This window comes from Mycobacterium bulgaricum (assembly GCF_041287165.2).
Lineage (GTDB): Bacteria > Actinomycetota > Actinomycetes > Mycobacteriales > Mycobacteriaceae > Mycobacterium > Mycobacterium bulgaricum.
Map to the genome: position 1 here is coordinate 396,775 of NZ_JBGGKV020000002.1, position 26,251 is coordinate 423,025.

Annotated in this window: 27 protein-coding genes; 9 read left to right on the forward strand and 18 right to left on the reverse strand. The window is 67.2% G+C overall.

All coding sequences use genetic code 11. The features are described 5' to 3' along the window. Positions 1–51: 51 nt before the first annotated feature. Positions 52–1,302 carry a cytochrome P450 gene (locus tag ACAG24_RS08495; RefSeq protein ID WP_370472260.1) on the forward strand — a complete coding sequence of 417 codons (1,251 nt, stop codon included), beginning with the start codon at positions 52–54 and terminating at the stop codon, positions 1,300–1,302. On the opposite strand, the gene ACAG24_RS08500 is transcribed toward ACAG24_RS08495, so the two are convergent. Next, on the reverse strand, positions 1,268–1,909 hold the full coding sequence (locus tag ACAG24_RS08500) for a TetR/AcrR family transcriptional regulator (protein WP_370472259.1): 642 nt from the start codon (positions 1,907–1,909) through the stop codon (positions 1,268–1,270). The genes ACAG24_RS08495 and ACAG24_RS08500 overlap by 35 nt on opposite strands. An 89-nt stretch (positions 1,910–1,998) precedes the next feature. On the opposite strand from ACAG24_RS08500, the gene ACAG24_RS08505 reads away from it, so the two are divergent. Further along, positions 1,999–3,567, forward strand: coding sequence for an MFS transporter (locus tag ACAG24_RS08505; protein ID WP_370472258.1), 1,569 nt, complete (start codon positions 1,999–2,001; stop codon positions 3,565–3,567). Here ACAG24_RS08505 and mftG read toward each other — a convergent pair. The 7 genes from mftG to mftA all read right to left on the reverse strand — a co-directional run bounded on the left by mftG (position 3,564) and on the right by mftA (position 10,027). After that, entirely contained in the window at positions 3,564–4,970 is a 1,407-nt protein-coding gene (gene mftG / locus ACAG24_RS08510; RefSeq protein ID WP_370472257.1) for a mycofactocin dehydrogenase MftG, read from the reverse strand. The genes ACAG24_RS08505 and mftG overlap by 4 nt on opposite strands. Beyond that, positions 4,971–6,383: a mycofactocin biosynthesis glycosyltransferase MftF gene (gene mftF, locus ACAG24_RS08515; RefSeq protein WP_370472256.1), complete on the reverse strand. Its 1,413-nt coding sequence runs from the start codon at positions 6,381–6,383 to the stop codon at positions 4,971–4,973. Continuing rightward, positions 6,380–7,123, reverse strand: coding sequence for a mycofactocin biosynthesis peptidyl-dipeptidase MftE (gene mftE / locus ACAG24_RS08520; RefSeq protein WP_370472255.1), 744 nt, complete (start codon positions 7,121–7,123; stop codon positions 6,380–6,382). Before mftE ends, mftF begins: the two co-directional genes overlap by 4 nt. Before the next feature lie 123 nt (positions 7,124–7,246). Then, positions 7,247–8,422 carry a pre-mycofactocin synthase MftD gene (gene mftD / locus ACAG24_RS08525; RefSeq protein ID WP_370472254.1) on the reverse strand — a complete coding sequence of 392 codons (1,176 nt, stop codon included), beginning with the start codon at positions 8,420–8,422 and terminating at the stop codon, positions 7,247–7,249. A 2-nt stretch (positions 8,423–8,424) separates the two neighbouring features. Next, complete coding sequence (gene mftC, locus ACAG24_RS08530; protein ID WP_445206179.1) at positions 8,425–9,645, reverse strand: mycofactocin radical SAM maturase; 1,221 nt, start codon at positions 9,643–9,645, stop codon at positions 8,425–8,427. Next, positions 9,642–9,935 (reverse strand): mycofactocin biosynthesis chaperone MftB, encoded by a 294-nt coding sequence (gene mftB, locus ACAG24_RS08535; protein WP_370472253.1) that lies wholly within the window; start codon positions 9,933–9,935, stop codon positions 9,642–9,644. The genes mftC and mftB overlap by 4 nt, the downstream gene beginning before the upstream one ends. Positions 9,936–9,937: 2 nt before the next feature. After that, positions 9,938–10,027 (reverse strand): mycofactocin precursor MftA, encoded by a 90-nt coding sequence (gene mftA / locus ACAG24_RS08540; RefSeq protein ID WP_370472252.1) that lies wholly within the window; start codon positions 10,025–10,027, stop codon positions 9,938–9,940. A gap of 76 nt (positions 10,028–10,103) precedes the next feature. On the opposite strand from mftA, the gene mftR reads away from it, so the two are divergent. Genes mftR through ACAG24_RS08555 form a run of 3 tightly spaced genes read left to right on the forward strand, consistent with a single transcriptional unit; the run spans position 10,104 to position 12,494 of the window. Next, positions 10,104–10,733 carry a mycofactocin system transcriptional regulator MftR gene (gene mftR, locus ACAG24_RS08545; RefSeq protein ID WP_370472251.1) on the forward strand — a complete coding sequence of 210 codons (630 nt, stop codon included), beginning with the start codon at positions 10,104–10,106 and terminating at the stop codon, positions 10,731–10,733. A 4-nt stretch (positions 10,734–10,737) separates the two neighbouring features. Then, positions 10,738–11,253 carry an RNA polymerase sigma factor gene (locus ACAG24_RS08550; RefSeq protein WP_370472250.1) on the forward strand — a complete coding sequence of 172 codons (516 nt, stop codon included), beginning with the start codon at positions 10,738–10,740 and terminating at the stop codon, positions 11,251–11,253. Beyond that, the gene (locus ACAG24_RS08555) at positions 11,250–12,494 is read left to right on the forward strand and encodes a VOC family protein (RefSeq protein ID WP_370472249.1); all 1,245 of its coding nucleotides are present in this window, start codon (positions 11,250–11,252) and stop codon (positions 12,492–12,494) included. Before ACAG24_RS08550 ends, ACAG24_RS08555 begins: the two co-directional genes overlap by 4 nt. On the opposite strand, the gene ACAG24_RS08560 is transcribed toward ACAG24_RS08555, so the two are convergent. Together ACAG24_RS08560 and ACAG24_RS08565 are read right to left on the reverse strand one after the other, a co-directional pair. After that, positions 12,476–13,639, reverse strand: a complete 1,164-nt coding sequence (locus ACAG24_RS08560) for a cytochrome P450 (RefSeq protein WP_370472248.1) — start codon at positions 13,637–13,639, stop codon at positions 12,476–12,478. The genes ACAG24_RS08555 and ACAG24_RS08560 overlap by 19 nt on opposite strands. After that, complete coding sequence (locus ACAG24_RS08565) at positions 13,626–15,038, reverse strand: ABC1 kinase family protein (protein ID WP_370472636.1); 1,413 nt, start codon at positions 15,036–15,038, stop codon at positions 13,626–13,628. Before ACAG24_RS08565 ends, ACAG24_RS08560 begins: the two co-directional genes overlap by 14 nt. 74 nt (positions 15,039–15,112) lie before the next feature. Here ACAG24_RS08565 and ACAG24_RS08570 point away from each other — a divergent pair, with 74 nt between their 5' ends. Beyond that, positions 15,113–15,712 (forward strand): TetR/AcrR family transcriptional regulator, encoded by a 600-nt coding sequence (locus ACAG24_RS08570; protein WP_370472247.1) that lies wholly within the window; start codon positions 15,113–15,115, stop codon positions 15,710–15,712. On the opposite strand, the gene ACAG24_RS08575 is transcribed toward ACAG24_RS08570, so the two are convergent. Next, positions 15,709–17,205, reverse strand: coding sequence for an HNH endonuclease signature motif containing protein (locus ACAG24_RS08575; protein ID WP_370472246.1), 1,497 nt, complete (start codon positions 17,203–17,205; stop codon positions 15,709–15,711). The two genes, ACAG24_RS08570 and ACAG24_RS08575, sit on opposite strands and share 4 nt — an antisense overlap. Before the next feature lie 149 nt (positions 17,206–17,354). On the opposite strand from ACAG24_RS08575, the gene ACAG24_RS08580 reads away from it, so the two are divergent. After that, positions 17,355–17,657, forward strand: a complete 303-nt coding sequence (locus ACAG24_RS08580; protein WP_370472245.1) for a hypothetical protein — start codon at positions 17,355–17,357, stop codon at positions 17,655–17,657. Here the strand turns inward: ACAG24_RS08580 and ACAG24_RS08585 are convergent, their stop codons facing one another. Together ACAG24_RS08585 and ACAG24_RS08590 are read right to left on the reverse strand one after the other, a co-directional pair. Continuing rightward, entirely contained in the window at positions 17,658–18,860 is a 1,203-nt protein-coding gene (locus ACAG24_RS08585) for an NAD(P)/FAD-dependent oxidoreductase (RefSeq protein ID WP_370472244.1), read from the reverse strand. It abuts the gene before it with no gap. Between the two features lie 56 nt (positions 18,861–18,916). Continuing rightward, entirely contained in the window at positions 18,917–19,363 is a 447-nt protein-coding gene (locus ACAG24_RS08590; RefSeq protein WP_370472635.1) for an Rv2324 family transcriptional regulator, read from the reverse strand. A gap of 120 nt (positions 19,364–19,483) precedes the next feature. On the opposite strand from ACAG24_RS08590, the gene ddaH reads away from it, so the two are divergent. Then, a complete protein-coding gene (gene ddaH / locus ACAG24_RS08595) occupies positions 19,484–20,329 on the forward strand; it encodes a dimethylargininase (protein ID WP_370472634.1) in 846 nt (281 codons plus the stop codon). Between the two features lie 5 nt (positions 20,330–20,334). Beyond that, positions 20,335–21,534 (forward strand): ornithine--oxo-acid transaminase, encoded by a 1,200-nt coding sequence (rocD, locus tag ACAG24_RS08600; RefSeq protein ID WP_370472243.1) that lies wholly within the window; start codon positions 20,335–20,337, stop codon positions 21,532–21,534. On the opposite strand, the gene ACAG24_RS08605 is transcribed toward rocD, so the two are convergent. From ACAG24_RS08605 to tuf, 5 genes are all read right to left on the reverse strand, one after another. Further along, positions 21,531–22,388, reverse strand: a complete 858-nt coding sequence (locus tag ACAG24_RS08605) for a mycofactocin-coupled SDR family oxidoreductase (RefSeq protein WP_370472242.1) — start codon at positions 22,386–22,388, stop codon at positions 21,531–21,533. The two genes, rocD and ACAG24_RS08605, sit on opposite strands and share 4 nt — an antisense overlap. Before the next feature lie 42 nt (positions 22,389–22,430). After that, on the reverse strand, positions 22,431–23,258 hold the full coding sequence (locus ACAG24_RS08610) for an SHOCT domain-containing protein (RefSeq protein WP_370472241.1): 828 nt from the start codon (positions 23,256–23,258) through the stop codon (positions 22,431–22,433). 27 nt (positions 23,259–23,285) lie between these two features. Next, a complete protein-coding gene (locus ACAG24_RS08615; protein WP_374150771.1) occupies positions 23,286–24,131 on the reverse strand; it encodes a cutinase family protein in 846 nt (281 codons plus the stop codon). Positions 24,132–24,225: 94 nt separating this feature from the next. Then, positions 24,226–24,912: a hypothetical protein gene (locus tag ACAG24_RS08620; protein WP_370472239.1), complete on the reverse strand. Its 687-nt coding sequence runs from the start codon at positions 24,910–24,912 to the stop codon at positions 24,226–24,228. Positions 24,913–25,043: 131 nt separating this feature from the next. After that, entirely contained in the window at positions 25,044–26,234 is a 1,191-nt protein-coding gene (tuf, locus tag ACAG24_RS08625) for an elongation factor Tu (protein WP_370472238.1), read from the reverse strand. Positions 26,235–26,251: the final 17 nt, after the last annotated feature.

Consider the following 26,251-nt stretch of genomic DNA (forward strand, 5'->3'; position numbering starts at 1 on the left):
GGCGGGAGTTGACACCCGTCAAGTTTCCTTCAGCCCCGACGAGGAGATGGCATGACCACACCCACCATGGACGAGCACGCCAAAGTACTGGCCGACCCGACGGCATATGCCGACAACGACCGGCTTCACACGGCGCTCGCCCATCTTCGGGCCAACGAGCCTGTGGCGTGGGTCGACCTCAAGCCGTACCGCCCGTTCTGGGCGATCACCAAGCACGCCGACATCATGGCCATCGAGCGGGCGAACGACCTGTGGCTGTCCGCGCCGCGCTCGCTGCTGGCCACCGCACAGGCCGACGACTACATGAACGCCCAGCTCGAAGCCGGTACGGGCCTGCGCACACTGATCCACATGGACGATCCGCACCACCGCAAGGTGCGGGCCATCGGCGCCGACTGGTTCCGGCCGAAAGCCATGCGCGACTTGAAGATTCGCGTCGACGAGCTCGCCAAGCGCTACGTGGACCGGATGCGTGACATCGGGCCGGAGTGCGACTTCGTCACCGACATCGCGGTGCAGTTCCCGCTGTACGTGATCATGTCGCTGCTCGGCCTGCCCGAGGAGGACTACGGCCGCATGCACTCGCTCACCCAGGAGATGTTCGGCGGCGACGACGACGAGTACAAGCGCGGCGTCAGCCCCGAGGAGCAGATGGCGGTTCTGCTCGACTTCTTCGCCTACTTCGCCAAGCTGACGGCCTCGCGGCGGGAGAATCCGACCAGCGACCTCGCGTCGGCGATCGCGAACGGGAAGATCGACGGCGAGCCGATGTCGGACGTCGACACCGCGTCCTACTACGTCATCGTCGCCAGCGCAGGCCACGACACCACCAAGGATGCGATCTCCGGCGGCCTGCACGCCCTCATCGAGAACCCCGGCGAGCTGGCGCGACTGCGCGACAACCTCGACCTGATGCCGACGGCGGTCGAGGAGATGATCCGCTGGACGACGCCGGTCAAGGAGTTCATGCGCACCGCCGCCGAGGACACCGAGGTGCGCGGCGTGCCGATCGCCAAGGGCGAGTCGGTCTACCTCGCCTACGTCTCGGGCAACCGCGACGAGGAGATCTTCGACGAGCCGTTCCGCTTCGATGTCGGACGCGAGCCGAACAAGCACCTGTCGTTCGGCTACGGCGTGCACTTCTGTCTCGGCGCCGCGCTGGCGCGCATGGAGATGAACAGCCTGTTCACCGAGCTGATCCCGCGGCTGGAGTCGATCGAGCTCGCCGGCGAGGCCGAGCTCGCGGCGACGACCTTCGTCGGCGGTCTCAAGCACCTTCCGGTTCGGTACTCGCTGCGTTGAGCGGCCGCCGCGAGTATGTGGTGAGGAACGCATCGACCGCGGCGGCAGCCACGGCGCGGTAGTCGAAATCGGCCAGCGTGCTGACGCGACCGAATGCCAGCGGTCCGATCAGCAGCGCGAGAGCGGTGTTGAGGTCCACCGGCTTGAGTTCGGCGACCGCCTGCGGGCTCTCGAGCAGCCGGGTGAACGGCGCCGAGTACTCCTCGGCGATGCGCTGTCGCAGCGTCTGCACCCCGGGACTGGACCCGGGGTCGGGGATGCGCGGCATCTCGGGCCCGAACGACACCCAGGCCATCGCGGTGAGCGTGATCGGAGCTTCGGCGATCGCGTCGGCCCAACCGACGACGACGGCGAGCAGGCGATCTCGCAGGCTGCCCTCGTCAGGTGGCATCGGCGGCGGGGAGATGAGGCCGGCGAAGGACGCCGCGACGAGGTCGTTGGCGCTGGGAAAGTGCCGGTAGAGCGTCGCGCGGGCGACGTTGGCGTGCCGCGTCACGGCGTCCACGGTGACCGCTCCGGGGCCGCCCGCCCGCAGCAGGGCGGTGGCCGCCTCGAGCAGACGGGCGCGCGAGCGCGCGGGCCTCGGGTCACCGCTGGAGGCGGCCATGCGTTTCCCTCACCTCCGGACGGGGAACAGAGAGTCATCTACTTTTGAGACTGACAGTCTCAAAACTTCCCGCGGCAGAGAGAGACGACATGGTCGACGCGCCTCCGCAGTCAGACCAGGATATCCGCGGCGAAGTGGCGACACTTTCGCCTCGTGCGCGGATCTGGTTGCTCGCCGTCGCCAGCGTGGCGGTCCTGATGGTGATCGCGTCCATGGTCGCGTTGAACGCGGCGCTCCCGGACATCGCCCTGGAGACGTCGGCCACCCAGGCCCAGCTGACATGGGTCGTCGACGGATACACCCTCGCGCTGGCGTGCCTGCTGCTCCCAGCGGGGGCCCTCGGGGATCGCTACGGCAGGCGGGGGGCGCTGCTGGTGGGCCTCGCCATCTTCGCCGTGGCGTCGCTGGCCCCGGTATGGCTCGACAGTCCGATGCAGATCATCATCGCCCGCGCCGTCGCGGGCATCGGGGCAGCCTTCGTGATGCCTGCGACGCTGTCGCTATTGACCGCGGCCTTCCCGAAGTCCGAACGCAACAAGGCCGTCGGCATCTGGGCCGGCGTCGCAGGATCCGGTGCCATCTTCGGCTTCCTGGGCACCGGTGTCCTGCTGCACTTCTTCTCGTGGCAGTCCATCTTCTACGGATTCGCCGCGGGCGCCTTCGTGATGTTCGTACTGACGTGCACCATCGGCTCGTCGCGAGACGAGGCCTCGACGCCGATCGACTGGGTGGGCGGGGCGCTGATAGCGCTGTCGATCGCGGTCTTCGTCCTCGGCATCGTCGAGGCGCCGGTGCGCGGATGGACCGACCTGTGGGTGCTGGGTTGCATCGCCGGCGGTGTGGCGCTGGCGGTGGTGTTCGCACTCGTCGAGTCGCGCAGGAACCACCCCCTGCTCGACGTCCGCCTCTTCCGCAGGCCGGACTTCGCCACCGGCGCCATCGGCATCACCTTTCTGTTCCTGGCCAACTTCGGCTTCTTCTTCATCGAGATGCAGTTCATGCAGCTGGTGATGGGATACAGCGCCCTACAGACGGCTTTTGCGTTGTCGCCTCTGGCATTACCCGTACTTGCCTTCAGCGCCACGATGCATCTCTATCTGCCCAAGGTCGGATTGCGCGTCGCGGTCAGCGTCGGCCTGCTCTTCATGGCAGTCGGACTGTTCAGCATGCGGTTCCTGGAGGTCGACGCGACGTTCCTCGATCTGATGTGGCCACTGTTGCTCACCGCCACAGGCATCGGATTGTGCACGGCGCCAACGACGTCGGCGATCATGGGAGCAGTACCCGACGAGAAACAGGGTGTGGCGTCGGCAGTCAACGATGCCACGCGCGAGGTCGGTGCTGCCATCGGCATCGCGGTGGCCGGCTCGATTCTGGCGGCCGCCTACCACAGCGCGCTGGCTCCGAAGCTCACCGCGTTCCCCGAGCAGATCCGCGATGCGGCCACCGACTCGTTGGCGCACGCACTGTCGCTGTCCGAACAGTTGGGCCCGCAGGGCGAACAACTCGCGACGCTGGCACAGTCGGCGTTCCTGGAAGCCGCCGACCGCGCGCTGCTGGTACTGGCCGGAGTGCTTCTCGCGTCCGCTGCATTCGTCGCGATCTGGGCGCCGGGCCGCGACGGCAGGCAGTGGCCGTTCCTCCGCCGCGAGGCTTAGCTGACGAACTCGGCGGCCCGGTGCCCCGCCATGGCGATCGTCGCGTGCGGGCCGCGGCCCGGGATGTTCGGCAGGATCGAACCGTCCACCACCCACAGGTTCTGCACCCCGTACACGCGGCAGCGCCCGTCGACCACCGCGCCCATCTTCGCCGTTCCGCACAGATGCTGCGACGTCGACCAGACTTCCTCGGATTGCAGTGTTGCACCGGCCAATTCGCTTGCCAAACGAGCGCCCTCGCGCAGCAGCTCGACGTCGGCGGGGGCACTGTCGTACCGATGCTCGATCAGGGGGTCAGTGTCAGGGTCGGGCGAAACGATACGGATGCGGCCCCGCGACCGGGGTCGCATCAGCGCCACCCCGAGATGCGGGCGATCGGTGGGGTCGTCACGCCGGCCGGTCGTCATCGCGCCGAAACCAGCCGTGTAGGGCCGCATCTCCATCCCGTCTGCGGTCGTGAGCACGGCTTCCAACGGGGGCACCCCGTCGGTCGCCTGCCACGTCACCGGCAGCACCCATTCGGGATGGTCGACGGTGTCGACACCGACGGGAAGATTCCGTGTGACGGGCACCCCGGCGGCGCGCAGCACGGGTTCAGGGCCGACCCCGGACACCATCAGCAGCTGCGCCGTCGCGATGGCCCCTGCACATACGACGACCCGGTCGGCGCTCAGCGACACCGCGCCGGCCGGACCGACACAGTCCACGGCGATGACCCGCTCACCCGCGAGCCGCAACCGCACCACCCGGGTGTCTGTCCGCACCGTCAGGTTCGGGCGCCCGAGGGCCGGTTGCAGGAATGCCCCGCCCGGGCCGACGCGGGTACCGCGATCGATGTTGAGCGGTACGGCGCCGACACCGGGCAGCAGCGGATGCTCCGGTGTCGAACCGTTGAGGTCGTCGATCCAGTCGAAGCCGGCGTGGCGGGCAGCCTCGACGAAAGACGCTGTGCAGCCGTTGAATTCAGCGACCCGCCGGACACTGATCGGGCCGTCGGACCCGTGTAGCGGACCAGCGAAGTCCAGGTCGGTCTCGATGGCTCTGAAGTGCGGAAGGACCTCGTCCCACGTCCAGCCGTCGATGCCCCAGGCGTCGACGTCGGACGGGAGGGCCCGACAGAAGTAACCGCCGTTGACGGCGCCGGAGCCGCCGACGACCTGGCCGCGCATGAGCTGGGTGTAGCGCCGAGGCGCGTCGGTCAGCGCGCTCGGGTAGCGGCGGACCAGCTCGCTGGCCACGCCGATCGGCAGTCGCAGCGCGTCGCGGATCTGGCTGGCGACCCGCGGGTCGGAGGGGCCGGGGCCCGCCTCCACAACTGTGACCTGGCAGCTGCCGTCGGCGGAAAGACGTTCCGCCAGGACCGAACCCGCGCTGCCGGCCCCGACGATCAGTACATCGGCCACTCAGGTCCGGATCTGCGGCTTGAGGGCTCCGGCGTGACGTTCGCGGACCACGCCGGTCCACAGCCCGAGGCCGTAGGCGATGTCGTCGATCCGCTTGAGCAGGACGTAGGTGAGCAACCCCACGCGTTTGGTGTCCTCGTCGGCATTGCCGTTGCGGGTGGCCCAATCGAAGACGCCGTCGAGCACGGCGGCCACCACCACGACGCGGCGACAGCGCTTCGACAGCACCGCGGCCACCAGAGCGATGGGCCAGTAGTGCCGGCAGATCGCCGACGCCAGCTGCAGCGCGGCAGACCACAGCCCGTGCGCCGCCACGACGGCGACCTCCATGGGCTCGGTCTGCACGGTGGACAGCGACTTCGCGATGCGGCGTCCGGTGATCGCGGCGACGGCGACCGAGGCGAGGTAGCCGATGCCGGAGCCGATGGCGACGAGCATCCAGACCACCAGGGTCCAGCCCGAGATCACCAGCGGCGCCGTCTTCCCGGGATGGCGGATGGTCAGCGGCGCCGCCGAACCGCCGTAGAAAGACTTGCGGGCGAACCACTTTCGCAGCTCGGTGCGGTGATCGTGAGCGACCAGGGCGATCGGTTCATAGCGCAGCCGGGCCCCCGCCTCGTTGAGGCGCCAGCACAGGTCGACATCCTCGCCGGAGGCCAGGCTCTCGTCGAAGCCGCCCACGTCGAGCAGCGCGCTGCGCCGGCAGATGATCGCCGCGCTGGGCACGTAGGACACCGTCCCGAACGGAATCACCGGCGCTTCGCGCAGTCCGAGATCCAGCGACGAGCGCACCGCCTCGTAGCGGGCGACCACGCTGTCGGAGTGCTCCAGAGCGATGATGCGGGGGGCCACCAGGGCCACCGCAGGATCGCAGAAGTGGCCGAGCAGGGCTTCCAGCCACCCGCGGCGGGGCACCACGTCGGAGTCCAGGAACGCGACGAAGTCGGTGTTGCAGACGGCCAGGCCGGCGTTACGGGCCGCCGCGGGCCCCTTGCTCCTGCCATTTCGCAGGATGCGCACGTCGCAGTGCATCGTCGCGAAGTCGGCTTCCCGCACCGGCCGTGACGAACCGTCGTCCACGATGACGACCTTCAGGCCGCGGAGGGCAGCCACCAGCCGGATGATGCCAGAATGGTTGTCGCGCACCGGAATAACGACGGTGACGTCGCGGTGCGAGGGACCGCTCAGCGGCCGGGGGTGCGCGACGGTGGCGTCGAGCAGGGTTCGTGCCAGTTGCGCGCTGACCGCGTCGTGCACCTCGAGCCTGCCGCCGTTGAGCATCGTCTGGGCGGCGGGGGCCAGTCGGAGCAGCCGGGTGGGCGATCCGCCGAGCAGTGCCGCGCCCTCGCCGAGGACGCGCACGCGCCGGTCCACCTGGACGGCGAACCCGTCAGGGAGTCGCGGCCCCGTCATGTCAACATCCCCTCGCGATCAGGTGCCCACCGAGCGACGCGGCCTGCGCACGCATCCACCATTTCGGCAAAGATCTTCCTCCCCTCGTCCGCTGTCGCCGTGGTGGGGTCCCCCAAGACCCCCAGCGAACTCACGGCCGCAACACCCCCGCGACGCATCTCTGGCAGCAGCTCCGACAGCGGAGCCCGGTTTCCCGCTACCCGTTCATCTTGCCTCACCACGTCGGGTGAAATATGTAGCAATACAGATGTTTCGGTATGCCCGGCATGGGCATCGGCGTTGCTGGCGACGCAGGGGCACCATGCCGCGTCGCGCCCCTCGTACCGCAGCAGCGCGACCGCACGCCGCAGTGCCTCGACGTTTCCACCGTGCCCGTTGACGAAGACCAGCCGCGACGACCACCGACAGGCAGATCGGGCGAATTCGACCAGAAGTTCCGCCAGTGCCTGTGTGCCGATCGACACTGTGCCGGCAAAGCCTTCGTGCTCGCCACTCGCGCCGTAGGCGATGGCCGGGGCGAGGAGCCACGTGGCTTCCTCACGGGTCCGCAGCAGCGTGACGAGCGACTCTGCGACGGCCGTGGCGATGCGTGTATCCGTGTCCAGCGGGAGGTGGGGTCCGTGCTGCTCGGTGGAACCAACGGGAACGATCAGCGCCGCAGATGCGTCATTGAGCTGCCTCGACGTCGAGTTCCCGAGCTCACGGGGGAAGACCACGCGACGATGGTAGGCCGAATTCACCTGGCGTGCGCCAAATGTTGGCGCATGCGTGGCAATTGATTTCCCGTCGCCCGGCGGGTCCGGGAGCCGCACGTTCACGGCAGCCCCCGCAGCCACGCCAGCACCAGGGCGTCCGTGCCTGCGTCAGGCTCCGAGGGTGCGCGTGAACCCGTCGGGAACGAGGATGTCCTCACGGGTCAGCTCGTGGATCGAGGATTTGCCGAGGCCCCTCAGCGCCGAGTCGATACCACCGCTGAGAATGTCCAGAACGTTCTCCACACCCGCCTGGCCGTTGGCCGCCAGGCCCCAGAGGTACGCCCGGCCGATCATGACCGCGCGAGCACCCAGAGCTACCGCCTTGACGACGTCGCTCCCACGCCGGATCCCGCCGTCCAGCAAAACCTCGACCTGGTCGCCGACCGCGTCGGCGATCGCGGGCAGGCAACGGATCGCGGCAGGGGTGCCGTCGAGGTTGTTGCCACCGTGGTTGGACACGGTGATCGCTGAAACCCCCGCGTCCACAGCACGTTTCGCGTCATCCACCCGGACCATGCCCTTGAGCAGGAAAGGCCCACCCCACTGCTCCCGCAGCCAGGCCACGTCTTCCCAGGTCGGAGGTGGTGTCCCCATCCATTCGCCGTAGGCCTCGAAGAAGGTGGGCCCCGGCTCGCCCAGCCTGCCCTGGTTGGGAACCCGCAGGTCCGGCGGGCGCAGGCCCTTACCGAAGCTCCACAGCCAGCGAGGCCTCGTCAACACCTCGGGCGCCATGCGGATCATGGTCTTCAGATCCATCTGCTCCGGGATCTTCGGACTCCCCCAGTCGCGACCGTGGCTGAAGCTCCAGTCGGTGGTCAGGATCAGACCCTTGGCGCCCGCGGCCCTGGCGCGCTCCATGCGCGCGGCGATGGCGTCGCGGCTGCCCAGCCAGTAGATCTGGAAGAAGATCTTGTCGTTGACCGCGGTCACTTCCTCCATCGGCTTGCTCGCGAACGACGACAGGCCCATCGCGGTGCCGCGCGCCGCGGCGGCCCGCGCCACGGCGACCTCACCGTCGGGATGAACAGCCTGCACGCCCGTGGGCGAGATGATGACGGGGAACGGAATGTCCTGTCCCATCACGGTTGTCGCCATCTCACGCTTCTCGGTGGCGCCCACGACGTGCGGGGCGAAGCCTAGTTCGGCGAACGCCTCGACGTTGTCGGAGACCGACACGCCTTTTTCGCTGGCGGAGATCAGCGACGAGTAGGCGGATTTCGGGAGCCGCTTCTTCGCCCGTTGCTGGGCGATCGCGACGGTTTCGAACCATGCATCTCGTGCCATTGTCAGACTGGACTTTCGTTGCAGAACTTCTTCGGAGGCGCTCCGGCACCGACCGGGCGCCGGGGAGGAGCGCTCAGCAGGGTGAGCGGAATCGGGCCTTTCGGCGTGTTGCGTCCGCCGGCGCGGGAGTGATCCACGCTCGACTTCGGCTTGTCACGTTCGAGCGCCAACGCAGGCTCGCCGTAGCCCTGCACGCACTCGGGGTCGGGGCCGTCCATCGGCAGGCCCGTGAAGAACTTGGCGGCCATGCATCCGCCGCGGCACGCGTCGTAGTGGTCGCAACCGCCGCAGGCGCCTGCGGATTGCGGTTCGCGGAGCTCACGGAAGAGCTCGGAATTTCGCCACACGTCCTGGAAACCATTGCTGGACAGGATGTTTCCTGCCAGGAACTTGTCGTGGATGGCGAACGGGCAGGCGTACACATCGCCGACCGGGTCGATCAGGCAGACCACGCGGCCCGCGCCGCACAGGTTGAGGCCGGCCAGCGCGCCGGGCTCACCAAGACCCGACAGGTGGAAGAACGAATCGCCGGTGAGCACGCGCTCCCCATGGGCGACGAGCCAGTCGTAGAGCTGGACCTGCTGGGCGGATGTCGGGTGCAGGTCGTCCCACACGTCGGCGCCGCGGCCGGACGGGCGCAGCCGGGTGATGCGCAGCGTGGCGCCGTAGTTGTCGGCGAGCGCCTTGAAATCGTCGAGTTGGTCGATGTTGTGGCGGGTGACGACGACCGAGATCTTGGCGTCTTTGAAGCCGGCCTCTTTGAGGTTTTCCAACGCGCGCACGGCCATCGCGAACGAACCGGGGCCGCGCACGGCGTCGTTGACCTCCGCCGTGGCTCCGTCCAGGGAGATCTGGACGTCGACGTAGTCGCTGGCGGCGAGCTTGGCGGCCACCTCTTTGTCGATCCGCACGCCGTTGGTGGAGAACTTCACGCCGACGTGGTGCTCGGTGGCGTAGTCCACGAGCTCCCAGAAGTCGCTGCGTACCGTCGGCTCGCCACCGCCGATGTTCACGTAGAACACCTGCATCCGCTCGAGCTCGTCGATGATCGCCTTGCACTGCTCGGTCGACAGCTCGCGCGGATCGCGCTTGCCCGACGACGAGAGGCAGTGCACACACGACAGATTGCACGCGTACGTCAGCTCCCAGGTCAGACAGATCGGCGCGTCGAGGCCGCGCTCGAACTGGTCGACCAGACGGGGCACCGGGGCTGCCAGTGTCATGAATTCTCTCCTGGATCGGCGATCAGCATCTTGGACTGGACGAGCACGCCCAGCGCGTGCAAGTAGGGCGCCTGATCGTTGTCGTCGATTCCTGCGGCGCGGCAGGCGGATCGAGCGTCGGGGTGATCGGACAGCGAGTTGATCACCTCGACGATCGTCCGGTTCTTCAGGAACGACAGCTTGCGGGTTCCGAAGTGGTAGAGCAGCGCGCCGAACGGTTCGGGCCGCACCGCCACCTGCGGGTGCAACCGCCAGTGCCGGTCGGCATCGAAAGTCGTCGGCGCGGTCATGCTCAGTAGACCCCGCACATCCCGTCGATCGAGACCTCTTCGACGAGGCTCTCGGTGACCAGTTCCTCGGTCTCGTGCTGATTTGGCTCCATACTGACCTCACTCTCGACATTTGTGACGTAGGTCGCTAACAATAAGACACCGAGTGCCGAAACGGAAGGCCGGATCGTGACGGGCGCCACCAAGCCGCGCGTGGGTCGTCGTCGCACGACGAGCTGGGAACACATCAGCGACGTCGCGATCGACCTGTTCGTGGCGCGCGGATTCGACGACGTCAGCGTCGACGACGTCGCCGCCGCGGCCGGAATCGCCCGCAGGACGCTGTTCCGCTACTACCCCTCCAAGAGCGCGCTGCCCTGGGGCGACTTCGACGCCCACCTCGACATGATGCGCGGGATGCTGGCCGAGCTCGACCCCAGCGTGCCGATCCGCGATGCGCTGCGCACCGCGCTGCTGGCGTTCAACGACTTCGACGACGGCGACAGGCACCGGCAACGTATGCGCCTGATCCTGGAAACCGAAGCACTGCAAGCCTATTCGATGACAATGTATGCAGGCTGGCGGGCGGTGGTCGCCGCATTCGTAGCCGGCCGCCTGCAGGTGTCCGAGTCCGATCTCGTGCCGCAGACGGTGGCCTGGACGATGCTCGCGGTGTCCCTGTCGGCCTACGAGTACTGGCTGGCCGATGAGTCCGCGTCGTTGGCGCAGTCGCTCGGCGATGCGTTCGACCTGCTCGCGTCAGGTCTCGCCGATCTCGAAATCGGGGTGTCGGAGTTCGGGCGCCGGCGGCGACGATAGAGATGTGAGCACCAGATCGGAGGGCGGCACCGCTCCCCGGACCCTGCTCGAGCTGTACGACGACGCCCTGCCCGCGGTCTACGGGTATTTCGTCAGGCGGTGCGGTGACCGGGGGACGGCCGAGGACCTCACGTCGGAGACTTTTCTGGCGGCGATGGATGCCGCCAGAAAACCGTCGCCGCCGCAGATCAGCGTGCCGTGGCTGATCGGAGTGGCGCGCCACAAACTGGCCGACCATTACCGCCGGCGCCATTCGGTGCCGGTGGCCGAGATACCCGAGCCGACCGACCCCGCAGACGAATGGGACGCCGAGCTCGACCGCATTGTCGCCGAGCACGTTCTGGCCGGCCTGCCCGAGCAGCACCGCACCGTGCTGACGCTGCGCTATCTCGACGACTGCTCGGTGCCCGAGTGCGCCGAGCTGATCGGACGCACCGTGCACGCGACAGAAGCACTGCTGGTGCGGGCACGACGGGCGTTCCGAGCGCACTACCCGCAACCGGAGGGAGGCCACCCGTGACAGACCCATTGGACGTGCTTCACACCGGCGACCTCCCTGTCGCACCGGACCCGCTGTTCGCGGCGCGGCTGCGGTCACGTCTCGAAGCGGTGGTGAATCTTGTTGAGCAGCAACCCGATCGAACGCAAGGAGTGACCATGAGTGGTACCGACACGGCCCTGGCCGGTGCGGCGGTCCCCTATCTGACGGTCAACGACGCCCGAGCCGCCCTCACCTGGTACGTCGACGTCCTCGGCGCCCGGCTGATCGCAGACCCGGTCGAAATGGACGACGGCCGCATCGGCCACGCCGAACTGGCGGTTGGGACCGGCGTGCTCTACCTGGCTGACGAATACCCGGAGATCGGGCTGAAAGCCCCGTCGCCACAGGCTGTTTCGGTGAGCCTGATGCTCACGGTCGACTCAGCCGACCGTGTGCTGGAGCTCGCCCGCGCCCGGGGCGCGCAGGTGCAGCGCGAACCCTACGAGAACTACGGATCGCGCACCGCGACGATTGTCGACCCGTTCGGGCATCGGTGGATGCTGACCGGCCCGACCACCGGCGCCGCCGTGCCCATCCAGCACGGCGATGTCGGGTACGTCTCGGTGTGGACGCCGGATGCGGAGCGGGCCGCTGCCTTCTACGGTCACGTGCTCGGATGGGTGTACGACCCCGGGTCACACAGGGTGACCAACACCGGGCAGCGCATCGGCATCTTCTCGGTCCCGGGAAAGAACACCCTGTTCTGCTGCTACGCGGTCACGGACCTCGACGGCGCGCGCGCCGCCATCGTGGCCGGCGGCGGCAGCGTCGACGATGTGACGGAATTCGATTTCGGGTCCGTTCTCGGCGCAACCGACCCGCAGGGCGGTGAATTCGCCGTGTACGAGCCGACTTCCGGCCAACCGCGGCCGTTGCTGAACGGCGGGGGCCCCGGCGAGCTGTCCTACATCACCTACGAAGTGCCGGATTCGGCGGCCTTCAAGGCGTTCTACAGCCGACTGCTGTTCTGGACTTTCGAACCGGGTCACATCGACGACGGCTGGCAGGTCACGTCGACGCATCCGATGGCAGGGGCGGCGGGAGGCAGCGCCGCACCGGTGACCGTGCCGATGTGGACGGTTGCAGATATCGAGTCCGCCGTCCGTCGAGTCCGGGAGGCGGGTGGCACGGTGATCGAGGACCCGTCGCGGCAGCCGTACGGGATATCGGCGCTGTGCACCGACGACCAGGACACCCGCTTCTACCTCGGGGAGTTCTGACCGAAGGCGACCGCCAGCGACTGCGGGCCGCGGATCGCAGGCGTGTCGCGCCAGACCGGGGCGCCCACCAGAGCCGGGGTACGCCCCAGGACTCGACGCAGCGCTGTGGTCAGTTCCGACCGGGCCAGCGCGGAGCCCAGGCAGTAGTGCGCTCCGTAGCCGAAAGACAACGGGGCGGGGCCTTTCCGGTCGGGACGCAAGCTGTCGGCATCGTCGAAGATCAGCGGATCACGATTGGCGGATGCGAGGACCACCAGCGCTGGCTCGCCGGCGCGGATCGTCACGTCGCCCATCGTCTGGTCCCGGGTTGCGGTTCTCGCAACCGCCTGCACGGGCCCGTCCAGGCGGAGCAGTTCGGTGATCAGGTCCGCGTCCACGGCAGGCTGCTCTTCGAGTGCGAGCAACCGCACCAGGCCTGCGCCCAACAGGTTGGCCGTCGTCTCGTGCCCGGCGACGGCGATGATCACCGCGGTGACCACGACGTCGTCGAGCTCGAGGTCTGCGCCGGTCGCGATGAAGCTGAGCAGGTCGTCGCCCGGGTGAGCGCGTCGGTCCGCGGCCAGGGGCAGAAACTCCGTCAGCAGCGTGGCCAACGCGGCAGCGCCATGCTGGATTGCCTCGGGATCCCCGATGTCGCTGAGCATCCGCGCGACGGCGTGAGACTCTTCGCGGAGCAGTCGGGCGGAGTCGATCTCGAGGCCCAGCCAGGCGGCCGCGACCGCGATAGGCAGGGGCAGCGCGATGTCTGACATGAAATCGAAGGCCGCGCCGGTGGGGATGGTGTCGATGGCCGCCGCGGCGATCGCGTCGATGCCCTCTTGGAGGCCAGCGATGAATGACCGGGTGAACACGTCGCGGACGGCGCCGCGCAGCCGCTGATGGTTGGCGCCGTCGGTGGCCAACATGTTGCGGTGCAGTAGTTCTGGGTCTGTGACGCGCAGGAACGGTGCCGCGATGGGGTTCGCCGCGAGATCGCTGGTCCAGCCTGCGCCGGCCAGGGCGTGCTGCGCGGCGCGATAGCCGAGGATCAGCCAGCTTCGGGTGGCGTCGTCCCAGACCACGTCGCCCTCTCGCCGACGTCGCTCGTAATACGGGTACGGGTCGGCAGCGTCCCAGGGCAACCGCGTGGTGTCAGGGGCGGTCATGGTGGTCCAATCCGAGCGGGAGGCCGCGCTCGCGGACCCACGCGTGATGCAGCTTGCCGAGTTCGGTCACGGGCTCGGCAACCCCGTCGATGTCCTCTCCGATCGCGCGGATCGGCAACGTGGCATTCAATCCGACGGCCACCGCGGTGAAAGCCATTGTGATCCGTGAGGTGAACGCAAACTCTGCGGACAGGGTCAGCTGCGAAATCACATTGCGGTCGTCGTGCACGGCGAAGAAGCCACTGATCACACTGCCGAAAGCGTCAGAGGTGTAGGTCGCCGGTTGCGGACCCGAGATCTCGCGCGTGGCAGTGCTCAGCCAGGGGCGCAGGTCCTCGGCGTCCAGAGACGAGCCGGGCTCGATGAAGCCCAACTGCGCCATGTACTTTCGACAGTCCTCCATCCGCCCGTCGATCGCTGCGCGCAGGTTCGCCACCCACACCCACCGAAGGTCTTCGGGCAGCGTGGAGACACAACCGAAGTCGAGGAAACCCACCGTCCCGTCAGGGTGGAAGCGGTAGTTGCCCGGATGCGGATCGGCATGGACCAGATTCGAATGCCGGTAGTTACCCTCGATGAACCGACTGATCACCTCGGTCCAGGTGTTTTTCAGATCCTGCTCGGCGCGCTGCGCCGCGCCCCAGCCCATTCCGTCGAGATGCGTCATCGTCACGACCCGATCATTCGATGCGCTCCGAATCACCTCGGGGACACAGATGAACGGATGACCGCGATACAACTCACTGAAGGCCGTGATCATGTTCGCTTCATGCCGATAGTCGACCTCATCGGCGATCCGCGCCGCCGCTTCGCGGGCGACGGCGCGCAGATCGAGCTTCATGCCCGACGCTGCCATCGCGAAGCGGAGGAAGCTCACCACCAGTTCGGTATTCGCGAGATCGTCTCGGATCGCCCGCGCTACGCCGGGATACTGGATCTTCACGACGACGTCACGCCCGTCGCGCAGTACTGCCCGGTGCACCTGGCCGATCGATGCGGCGGCCAAAGGCTCGTCGTCGAAGTCGACGAAATGTTCAGCAGTGGACCCGATTTCCGATGCGAGAACCTCGTGGACCAGGTCGCGATGCATGGGCGGTGCGTCGGCCTGCAGCCGGGCCAAAGCCTTCTGATACGGGTCGAAGCCGCCCGTCCCCATCGAACCGGCGTCGATCATGGACAGAATCTGGCCGGCCTTCATCAGCACGCCCCGCGAGTGCCCGAGGAGTTCCGCGTAGCGCTCCGCGGTGCGTTCGTGGAACCGGTCGACAGCGCCGCCGTCGCCCGCCCGCTCGCGCAGTCCGGCCACGACGCGCCCGCCCGCCGCCCTGGCGGTGAAGCCGGCCAGCGGCATCGTCCGCCGGACGCGCCCACGGGGAACGGCACGACCACTGTCCGCCATGCTCACCTCCAGAGACTGCTTACCGTAGTAAAGTGACTACTGTTTCAAGTTAAGTGATCACTTGGGAGAGGTCAATGGCAGCAGCCGCACCGACGCGAGAACGGCTGGTCATCGAAGCGATGCGGCTGTTCAGCGCCAAAGGATTCGAGGCGACCAGCGTGGCCCAAATTGAATCGGCCGCCGGTCTTGCCGCCGGATCAGGGGCCCTCTATCACCACTTCAAGTCCAAGGAAGCGCTGCTTGACGCCGGCATCGACCGTCAGCTGGATCGTCGCAGCGCCATGTCGGATATCCGCGCGCTGTTCGCCGGATTGGGCGACCTCGATGCCGAGCTCACCGCACTGGGTCGCTATCTGCTGACAGTGGTCGACGAGGAGATCGAGCTATTGCAGATCGCGGCGCGCACCCCCAGTGGACGATCCGCCCGCCTCGACACCGCGTATGCCGCACTGGTCAACGGTCTCAATGCCGAACTCGGCGAATGGGTCTCGGCGTGGGCACCGCAATTGCCGGCGCAGCAGGTCACCGTTCTCGCCTCGCTGGGCATCAACAGCATTCTCGGTGCACGGTTCTCGACGAGCCTCTTCCGCCAGCCGGAGGCACGCGTCAGCGATGAGGAGTATCTCGCTGAATGGACGGCAATGCTCGCCGCCAGAGTCAAAGCCCAGCGTTAGAAGGGCGGCGGGTCGTCGCCGCAGTCGGGTGGCGGCTGCGGGCGCTGTGCCTGTAGCTCAAGGGCGCGTTGGGCAGCGTTGTCCTCACGTTCGGCTTTGATGCGTGCCGCCCTGTCGGCGGCGCGAGTGCGCTGCCGCTTGGGCATCTGATCGATCTTGTCGAAATCCGGTGGCGGCTGGGTCATCGGCGGCAGTTCGGCCGTCGTCGTGTTCCACGCGGGAAAAAACAGCCGACTGCCGGGTGTCGTTGTGTAGGCCTGGCCGGAAGGAGTCGTCCAGATGACCGTGCCGTCGGGCAACTGCCTATCGCGCCAGCCGTCGGGACCACCCCAGAAGGTCTTCATGAGGTGATGAGTTCGGCACTTGCAGTGCAGGTTTGACGCATGAGTGGGACCGTAGGGGTAGGGCACGACGTGGTCGACATCGCAGCGGTCCGCGGGAACGTCGCACCCCGGGAAGCGACAGAACATGTCGCGGGCGCGAACGAATGCGGCCAGCTTGGCCGACGGCTGATAGTGCGGCTCGGGATCGGGGCCGGGCTGCCACAGCGGCTTGATCGTCGCTCCGCCGCGGATCGTCTCTGCCAATACTGCAACAGGCAGGACCTGCGCCCCGGGTAGCAACGCCACGCCGGAATCCTTCGCATGGGAATCGGACTCGGACTTGCCTTCGGACGCGACCAACTGCTGCGCGGAATCGACCGCGGCCTGATCGGCGATCACATGAATGACCACGTTCGATTTCACCGGGCCTCTGGTGGCGCACTTCGGCGATCCACATCGGCAGGGCAGGTGGTCTTCGCCGCGGCCGATCGCACCCATCGCGTCCGACCGCCGCTCCCCCATCGACCGCGGATCCGAGTCACAGAGACCCTTCACGAGTCTGGCGATCCGAGTCCGGTACGCCGCGGCGTCGGGAGGCAGCAGAAGTCCCCACATCGACGTGACGTCGGTGGGGTCGTCATGAGCGCCGATGTGGATGTCCCGCTTCTTGAGGACTTCCTTCGTGCGACGCACCGCGTCGGGGTCGTAGCGCTCGATCTCGGCGTTGATCTCCTTGACCAGCTTCTCGTCCGACAGCGGCCCCCACGTCTCGGTCTTCGCCGCCAGTGCCGCGTCAACGACGGCGATGACCTGGTCGGTGACCAGACGGGTGCGCCAGGTGATCTCGGAGATCAGCCGAGCGCTCAGCCGCCCTCGCACATAGAGCGCTGCGACCTTGGGCAGCCGGTAGCGCAGCGCCGTCGCGATGCACATCTGAGCCGAGGCGCGGTGCTGACTCATCGTCAGCGCGGCTCCGACATGGCATGCCGCATTCCTCCATGGATCGAAGGCCCACAGGCCGCGTTCGTCGTCCTCCTCGACAGTCAGATCCACCAATTCGGCGATCGCGGCCAACTTCCGCGCACCGGCCTGGGCCTCCTCGCGCGCAGCCTGTTCGATGGCGGCCAAAAGGGCCGACTCATCTCGCCCCTCATAAAGATCATCGAACATGTGTTCTATTATGCCCGGCCCCACCGACGGATCAACGCACCGATTTCTGCCAGCCGCCCGTCAATCCCTGCCAACCGAAATGGACGCGATGAGCTGGGGGTTCAACCAATCAGATCACCAAGATCGACAACCGAGAAAGAAGCAACACCATGAAGAACCTGACCACCGCCACCGCCGCAGCCGCCACCCTGTCCGCCGCGTTCCTGGGTCTGGCCGCCCCCGCACTGGCCGCCCCGTCCGGCGCCGGCGACGCTCAAGCCACCATCGCGCAGCTCGAAGCCGACGGCAACCGCGTCATCGTCCAGAAGCAGTCCGATGCCTCGCTGGCCGACGCCGACGTGGTCAGCGTCAACCGCGGCGCCCCCATCCGCGGCACCGTGATGGACAACTTCGGCGACCGCACCTACCAGCAGACCATCACCGGCTACGTCTACTACGTCAACGTGAAGTGACTAACCGATCAAGTCTGAAATCGGCGCTCCCGCAGCAATTTTCGCCCGCACCTTCATGACCTTACCCGGGAATCCGCCGCCGACCACGCCGACGACCACCCCGTCACGCTCGTAGTAGGCGAGGAACTTGCGACCGTCGTCCTCGACGATGTGCACGGTGTCGGTGGCCTCGGGCTCGCCGAGGGCCTGAATCTTTACGTCGTACTGGTCGCTCCAGAAGTACGGCACCGACACCGCGGCCGGTGGTTCCTGGCCGAGCATCGACGGCACCAGCACTCGCGCCTGGTCGGCCACGTTGCTCCAATGCTCCACGCGCACTTGGCCTCCGACGGTGTCGCGCCAAGAGGCGACATCACCGATCGCCCATACGTTCGGTGCGCTGGTGCGCCCGGCCTCGTCACAGACCACGCCGTTGTCGATCTCAAGGCCACTGTCCTCCAGCCACGCCGTCGCCGGATGGGACCCGATCCCGACGATCACGATGTCGGCGTCGAGTTCCGTCCCGTCACTCAGCGTCACCTTCCGCACCCGGTCGTCGCCGCTCACATCGGAAACCCCGACACCACAACGCACATCGACACCTTCGGCACGATGCAGCCGGGTCACCAGATCGCCGATCTGCTGGCCGAGCACAGAGGCCAGCGGCGCGGCCTGTGGCTCGACCAGAACGACGTCGACACCCATCTTGCGCAGGCTCGCCGCGACCTCGCAGCCAATGAACCCCGCGCCGACGACGACCGCGCGGCTGGCCGTGTCCGCTTCCTTGCGCAGAGCCAGGCTCTCGTCGAAGTTGCGCAGCACATGGATGCCCGGCAGGTCGGGGAACGACTTGATGCGCTTGGGCACCAGTCCCGTCGCGATGACGAGCTCGTCGTAGCCCAACTGCGAGCCGTCGGCCAGCGTCAACGTCCTGGCAGCGGTGTCGACCGATTTCGCGCCGTTGCCGAGCAGCACGGTGATGTTGTTCTCGGCGTAGAACTCGGCCGGCTTCAGCGTGACGTCATCGGTCTCGGCACGTAGCACTTCCTTCGACAACGGCGGCCGGTCATACGGAAGGTGATCCTCGTCGGAGACGATCGTGACCGCGCCGGAGTACTCGGAGCGGCGCAGCTGCTCGGCGGTACGAGCGGCGGCAAGCCCTCCACCGACGATCACGACGCCGCCTGAACCGAGGGAGCCGCCGGAAACCTCTGATGTGCCCACTTGGGTGTTTTACACGATGGACCAGATCTGATGCGCGCCACCCCACGCGCAGGTGCTCAGCTCGGAGCGCGCTCGATGATGTTGGACAACACGACGATGCTCTCGCTGCGCTCGATGTCCGCGCTCGAGCGGATCCGCTCCAACGCCTCCTCCAGGTGCCGCATGTCGCGTGCCAGCACGTGCAGCATCGCATCGGCCGTGCCCGTCACCGTTGCCGCGCCGACAACCTCGGGTATGTCCTTCCACGCCGCGCGCAGCTCGGCGGGGGCGATGGTGCCGTGGCAGAACACCTGGACGAACGCCTCCGTCGTCCACCCGAGCGCGTTGCGATCGATCACCGTGGTGAAGCCCTTGATCACACCGTGGTCCAGCATGCGGTCGACTCGTCGCTTGACCGCCGGCGCCGACAGGTTCACCCGCTGTCCGATGTCGGCGAACGTGGCCCGCGCGTTGTCGGCGAGTTCAGCCAGAATTTGTTCGTCTGTTTCGTCCAGACGGTCCACATTCACCCCTACGCAATAAAACGCCGTTTCGCTACCTAACGCGTAACGAATCTTAACCAGACACGCAATGACCGTCGATTGATTGCGCGAATTGCCGGTCATATCGTTGCTCGTATGACGATGGACATCGCCGCTGCACCAGTCGCCGAACCCGCCGCCGACCGCCGCGCCGCCCGCACCCGTCGCTACCTCATGACCACCCCGACGTTCTTCGCAGTCGAGTACGTCATCAATCCGTGGATGGATGCGTCCACCCCCGTCGACACAAACCTCGCGCTGGCCCAGTGGGACGCGCTGCGCAGGACATACCTCGACCTCGGTCACCGCGTGGAGATCATCGAGCCCATCACCGGGCTTCCCGACATGGTCTACGCGGCCAACGGCGGCACCATCATCAACGGACGCGCCGTCGTCGCCCGTTTTGCCCACGCGGAGCGGGCAGGCGAGGCAATCGCTTACGCGAGGTGGATGGCGGACAACGGATACCAACCGTTCGAGACGCGCCATGTCAACGAGGGGCAGGGCGACTTCCTGGCCGTCGGCGCCCGCATCCTGGCCGGCTTCGGCTTCCGCACCGACAGTCGCGCTCACGACGAGGTCGCCGACCACGTCGGAATGGACGTCGTCAGCCTGGAACTGGTCGACCCTCGCTTCTATCACCTCGACACCGCGCTCGCGGTCCTCGACGACTCGACCGTTGCGTACTACCCGCCGGCGTTCTCTGACGAGTCCCGCGTCGTACTGGAGCGGATGTTCCCCGACGCCATCGAGGTCACCAGCGCCGACGCCTACGTCCTCGGCCTCAACGTCGTCTCCGACGGCCGCAACGTCGTGCTGCCCGCCGCGGCCACCGGGTTCGCCGAACAACTCCGACTCGCCGGTTTTCGCCCCGTCGGGGTGGACCTCTCCGAACTGCTCAAGGGCGGCGGTTCGGTGAAATGTTGCACGCTGGAGGTACATTCGTGACGGCCATGAAATCCGTGACCGAGGCTATCGTCGAGCTCGACAACCGCCACGTCGCTCACAACTACTCTCCGCTGCCGGTCGTCGCGGCCAGCGCCGAGGGTGTCTGGATCACCGACGTCGAAGGCCGTCGCTACCTGGACTGCCTCGCCGCGTATTCCGCCGTTAACTTCGGACATCGCAACCCCGAGGTGACCGCCGCCGCGCATGCGCAGCTCGACGCCGTGACACTCGTCAGCCGCGCCTTTCACTCCGACCGGCTCGCCCCGTTCTGCGCCGCGTTGGCCGACCTGTGCGGCAAGGACATGGTGCTGCCGATGAACAGCGGCGCCGAGGCTGTCGAAAGCGGCATCAAGGTCGCACGCAAGTGGGGCACCGACGTCAAGGGAGTCGACAACTCGAACATCGTGGTGGCGCAGAACAACTTCCACGGCCGAACCACCACGATCATCAGCTTTTCCGACGACGAGACGGCGCGCCGCGGCTTCGGCCCCTACACCCCTGGATTCCGGTCGGTGCCGTTCGGCGACGCCGACGCCATGGCCCGCGCGATCGACGGGAACACGGTCGCCGTCCTGCTCGAACCCATCCAGGGCGAGGCCGGGATCATCGTGCCTGCCGACGACTACCTGCCGCGGGTGCGCGCCCTGTGCACCGAACGCAACGTGCTGATGATCGCCGACGAAATCCAATCCGGCCTCGCGCGGACCGGACGCACCTTCGCCTGCGACCACTGGGGCGTCGTTCCCGACATCTATCTGCTGGGTAAGGCTCTTGGCGGCGGGGTGATGCCGCTGTCGGCGGTCGTCGCCGACCGCCACGTTCTGGAGGTCCTGCATCCGGGTGAGCACGGCTCCACCTTCGGCGGCAATCCGCTGGCTGCGGCAATCGGCTCCACCGTCGTCGCCATGCTGGCGCGAGGTGAATTCCAGCAGCGCTCAACCGAACTCGGCGAGCATCTGCACCGCCGGCTACGAGACCTGATCGGGCACGGTGTGCTCGCGGTGCGCGGCAAGGGCCTCTGGGCCGGCGTGGAGATCGACCCGGTGCACGGCACCGGCAAGGAGGTCAGCCTGCGACTCGCCGAAGGCGGCGTGCTCGTCAAGGACACTCACGGCTCGACGCTGCGATTCGCACCGCCGCTGGTGATCACTGCGGACGAAATCGATTGGGCCGTAGGCCAATTCGCCGACGTCCTGCGGGGCTAGTACTTCGCGGTGCCGCGGTCTACGGCGATCTGGGATCCCGAGATCGTCGCCGACCCGTCGCCGGCCAGCCACGCCACCACGTCGGACACCTCTTCGGGCGTCATGAACTCCTGCAGACCCGGCTTGCCGTCGTGCGCAACGGGTTTGTACGGCATCGGAGAGAAGCTGTGGAGGAAGGCCGGGTACTTGCCGAAGATCTTCATCATCTCTTCGGGCTCGACCATCGGGGTGTCGATCGAGTAGGGGTGAATCGAGTTGACCCGGATGCCGAATTCCCCCGCCTCGATCGCGAGCGCATTCGTCAGCGCGACCAGACCGTGCTTCGACGCCGCATAGTGCGCGTTGCCAGGAGTGGCCTTGGTGCCGGCCGACGAACTGACGATGACGATCGAACCGCCGTTGCCCGCCTCGATCATCGCGGGCACCGTCGCCTTGATGGTGCGCCACGTGCCGTTCAGGTTGACGTCGATGACGCTGTCCCACTGCTCCTCTGACATCTCCCAGATGCGACCCCAGCTCAAGATGCCCGCGTTCGCGACGACGATGTCGAGGCGGCCGAACTGCTCGATTGCATCTGCGACAAGCTGCTGTTGGGCGGCCAGGTCGCGGATGTCGACCTCGCGGGAAAGCACCTTCCGGCCCGTCGCCTCGACGAGGCGCACGGTCTCGGCCAGGTCCTCGGTCGTCGGCATCGGATAGGTGACCGCCTCCGAAACCGGCTTGCAGACATCGATCGCGACGATGTCGGCGCCGTCGTTGGCCAGGCGGACCGCATGGGCCCGGCCCTGACCGCGCGCCGCTCCGGTGATCAGCGCGACACGGCCTTCCAAGGGTGCACCTGAGGACATGGGCATCAGGCTAACAGCAGAACTAGAACGCGTTCTAGAGTCTGGCGATCAGATGTCGGCGATGATCTGCTGGCGCTTGGCGGTGTATTCGGCTTCGGTGATCGATCCGGTCGCCCGCAGCGTCTCGAGCTCCTGAAGACGTTGCGCGATGGTCGGTTCGGCCGACGGTGCGACGTACGGCGCCCCGGCGGGCACCGGGGGCGCCGCGGCCTGCGCAGCGGCGGCGTGCCGGACGATGGCCTGCACCTGCTGGCGGGCAGCCGGGTTGGAACGAAGGTCGATCATATTGTTCATGCTGATGCCGTGGGACTTGAGCACCTGAAGAATCTCCATCAGCGGCTCGGTCTGCCCCGTCAAGTCATAGGTCCGGTTGTCCTCGGCCACGCTGAACGTGGCCGGCATCAGGCCGGCTACCAGAGCGCTGCGCTCCCAATCGATTTGGTAGTCCTTCGTCACCGGGTCCACGAGGGCGACAAGCTTGCGGCTGGTGATCATCGGCAGCCGGCCCACCGATGCGACCACCTGATCCTGCGTCGAGAACGGCGTGATTCCCGGCCCCGAGACCTGCAGGTCGAGCTTCACCAGCGGCTGCTCGTTGATGCGGGTGTTGGTTTCGTGAATTCCGACGATCTGCGCCAGCGCCAGGACCCCGGATGCCTCAAGAGCCTTGGTCTTCGCCGCTGATCTCGCTCCGAAGCCTGTCATGACCACGGCGATCAGGACGTCGAGGGCGGTGACCAGCAGGCCCGTCCACAGCATCCACTGCAGCATCGGATCGGCGCCGGCCGCGAAGTAGATGACGAGGAATATCGGCCCGACGATGCCGCACAGCAGCACGAAGAGCTGGATCTTCACGTATCGCCAGAAGGTGGACACCGCGACAGATTAGCGCCATGGCGGCGGTCAGGGAGCGGGAGTCTCCGCGTTCAACGGGGAGAGCGGAGCGGGCACGGGCGGGTGCGCTGCCGCCAGCTGATACAGCGGCATGGTCCACGGATCCATCGCCGCCGAGCTGCGCGCGTAGCTGGTGTGCACCGCGACCGCCGCCGGGCTCATCTCTTCCTCGGACTCCGGGTCGTAGTCGCAGACCGCGTCGCCGAGATTGCAGACACTGATCGTCCTGGCACCCATCGTCGGAGGCAGCGGAGCAGGGGCGTGGGCCAGAATGGGCCAGTCCTGCGCGACGCCCTTGCCCGCGCCGGGAACCGACACCACCGAACCGATGTTGATCGTCGGGTCCTGCGGCAGGCGGTCACCGTCGGCGACGAGCAGCGCGGCCGCCAGGTTGGGGCTCGCGTCGAGAGCATGCAGATTGCGGTGCACCACCATCGCACCCTGGGAGTAGCCGGCGAGCACAACCTGCGACGTCGGGCACTGCGCGACGAAGGCCTGATACTGCTGGCCCAGCGCGGCGGCGCCGGTGTCGACGCTGCCCATGAAGCCCAGCCAGTCCAGCGCGCCGCCGTCCTCGGGCACGGCCGTGGCCGGGTAGTTGACCGCCTCGGCGGTGATCGTGCGGCCGCTCTGCTGCACCATGGCGGCGAAGTCGCGGTAGGACTTGTACACCACTCGGCCCATGCCGGCGTCGGCGACGAGATCCCCCGGCGCGCGCTCACCCGAACCGGCGGCGCCGATCCAGTGGACGTCAGGGCACGCCAGTTGCGCGGATGCGACACCGGCGGTCAGACCGACCGTGGCAGCGCCGCCCACGACGACCGAGGCCGCGAAGGCGGCGACGCCTGCAGAAATGCTTTTCAACACGTGAACCTTTACCTCAAACCCCGGCCGACCCCTCGACAGCCGTCGCCCCATACATCGGTCGGTGATGGGGAGGTGTTACACGTCAGAACCGGGGCAGGATGCGGTCCCAGTGCACGTGAGGGGGTGGGATCTTCGTGATGTCCAGCTCTCGCGGCCACTGGGGCGGTGGCGGTAGCTGCGGCGGCGGGATCCTGGTGAGAGCGGCGAGGGGATCGGGTGGTCGCTGGTTGTTCATGGCCGACGCGACGAGCGCATCGCCGATCAGGTTCAGCGTGCCGCCGCCGACCCAGCCTGCCGTCCCGGACACCGCGCCGATGATGGCATCGATGCTGAAGCCGGGGTTCACCATGATGTTCGGCGTGAGGTTGACGGGAGGAAGCGCGGGTGCTCCAGCTCCCGGCGGCGGTGGCGTCCACTCCGGACCGCGGGCCGGTGCGGTCGCTGCCATCGGGAAGAACTGGTTCAGCGACCGGTCCCAGTTCGTCGAATTCGACGTTCGCGCAACCGGTTCCGGCTGCGGGGCCGGTGCGGCCGGCTCGACCGTCTCGGTGACGGTGATCGGTGCTGCCGGCGGTGCGGCTGCAGGGGTGACTCCGGCCGCCACACTCATGCGCTCGGCTGCGGTCGGCTCGTCGTCGGACACCTTGTTGACCGTCCACACGAGTGTCGCGATCGTGGCCACCGACACCGCCGTGGACACGCCGGCCAGGATCTTCCAGGGATCGACCTTGCGTCGCGCCTCGGCCGAGATCGGTTCCGTCTCATCCATGTCGCGCGCCACGCTATCAATGCGGGCTCTGCTTGTGGGGGCTACGTCTTTCGCGGCCCGCGAAGGGCCTGAAAACAAAAGTGGCGCCCACCCTTTCGGGTGAGCGCCACTCTCGTTGGCTGGAACCTAGATCACTTGTGGATCTTGGTCACGCGGCCGGCGCCGACGGTGCGGCCGCCCTCGCGGATCGCGAAGCGCAGGCCCTCGTCCATGGCGACGGGCTGGATCAGCTTGACGGAGATGTCGGTGTTGTCACCGGGCATCACCATCTCGGTGCCCTCGGGCAGGGTCACCACGCCGGTCACGTCCGTGGTACGGAAGTAGAACTGCGGACGGTAGTTGTTGAAGAACGGCGTGTGGCGGCCACCCTCGTCCTTGGACAGGATGTAGACGCTGCCGTCGAACTCGGTGTGCGGGGTGGTGGTGCCGGGCTTGACCACGACCTGGCCGCGCTCGACGTCCTCACGCTTGATACCGCGAACCAGCAGACCGACGTTGTCGCCCGCCATACCCTGGTCGAGCAGCTTGCGGAACATCTCGACACCGGTGACGGTGGTCTTGGTGACGGTCGGGCGGATGCCGACGATCTCGACTTCCTCGTTCACGTTGATCACGCCGCGCTCGACACGACCGGTGACCACGGTGCCGCGGCCGGTGATCGTGAAGACGTCCTCGACGGGCATCAGGAACGGCTTGTCGGTCTCGCGAACCGGATCCGGGATCGACTCGTCGACGGCCTCCATCAGATCCTCGACCGACTTGACCCACTCCGGGTCGCCCTCGAGGGCCTTCAGCGCGGACACCTTGATGACCGGCGCTTCCTCGTCGAAGTCCTGGGCGGCCAGCAGTTCGCGGACCTCCATCTCGACGAGCTCGATGAGCTCTTCGTCGTCGACCATGTCGGCCTTGTTCAGGGCGACCAGGATGTAGGGCACACCGACCTGGCGGGCCAGCAGCACGTGCTCGCGGGTCTGCGGCATCGGGCCGTCCGTGGCGGCGACCACCAGGATCGCGCCGTCCATCTGGGCGGCACCGGTGATCATGTTCTTGATGTAGTCAGCGTGACCGGGGGCGTCCACGTGGGCGTAGTGACGCTTGTCGGTCTGGTACTCCACGTGGGAGATGTTGATCGTGATACCGCGCTGACGCTCCTCGGGCGCATTGTCGATCTGGTCGAATGCGCGCGACTCGTTCAAATCGGGGTACTTGTCGTGCAGAACCTTGGTGATTGCTGCAGTGAGAGTGGTCTTGCCGTGGTCAACGTGACCGATGGTCCCGATGTTGACGTGCGGCTTCGTCCGCTCGAACTTCGCCTTCGCCACTTCTGTGTCCTCCTGGA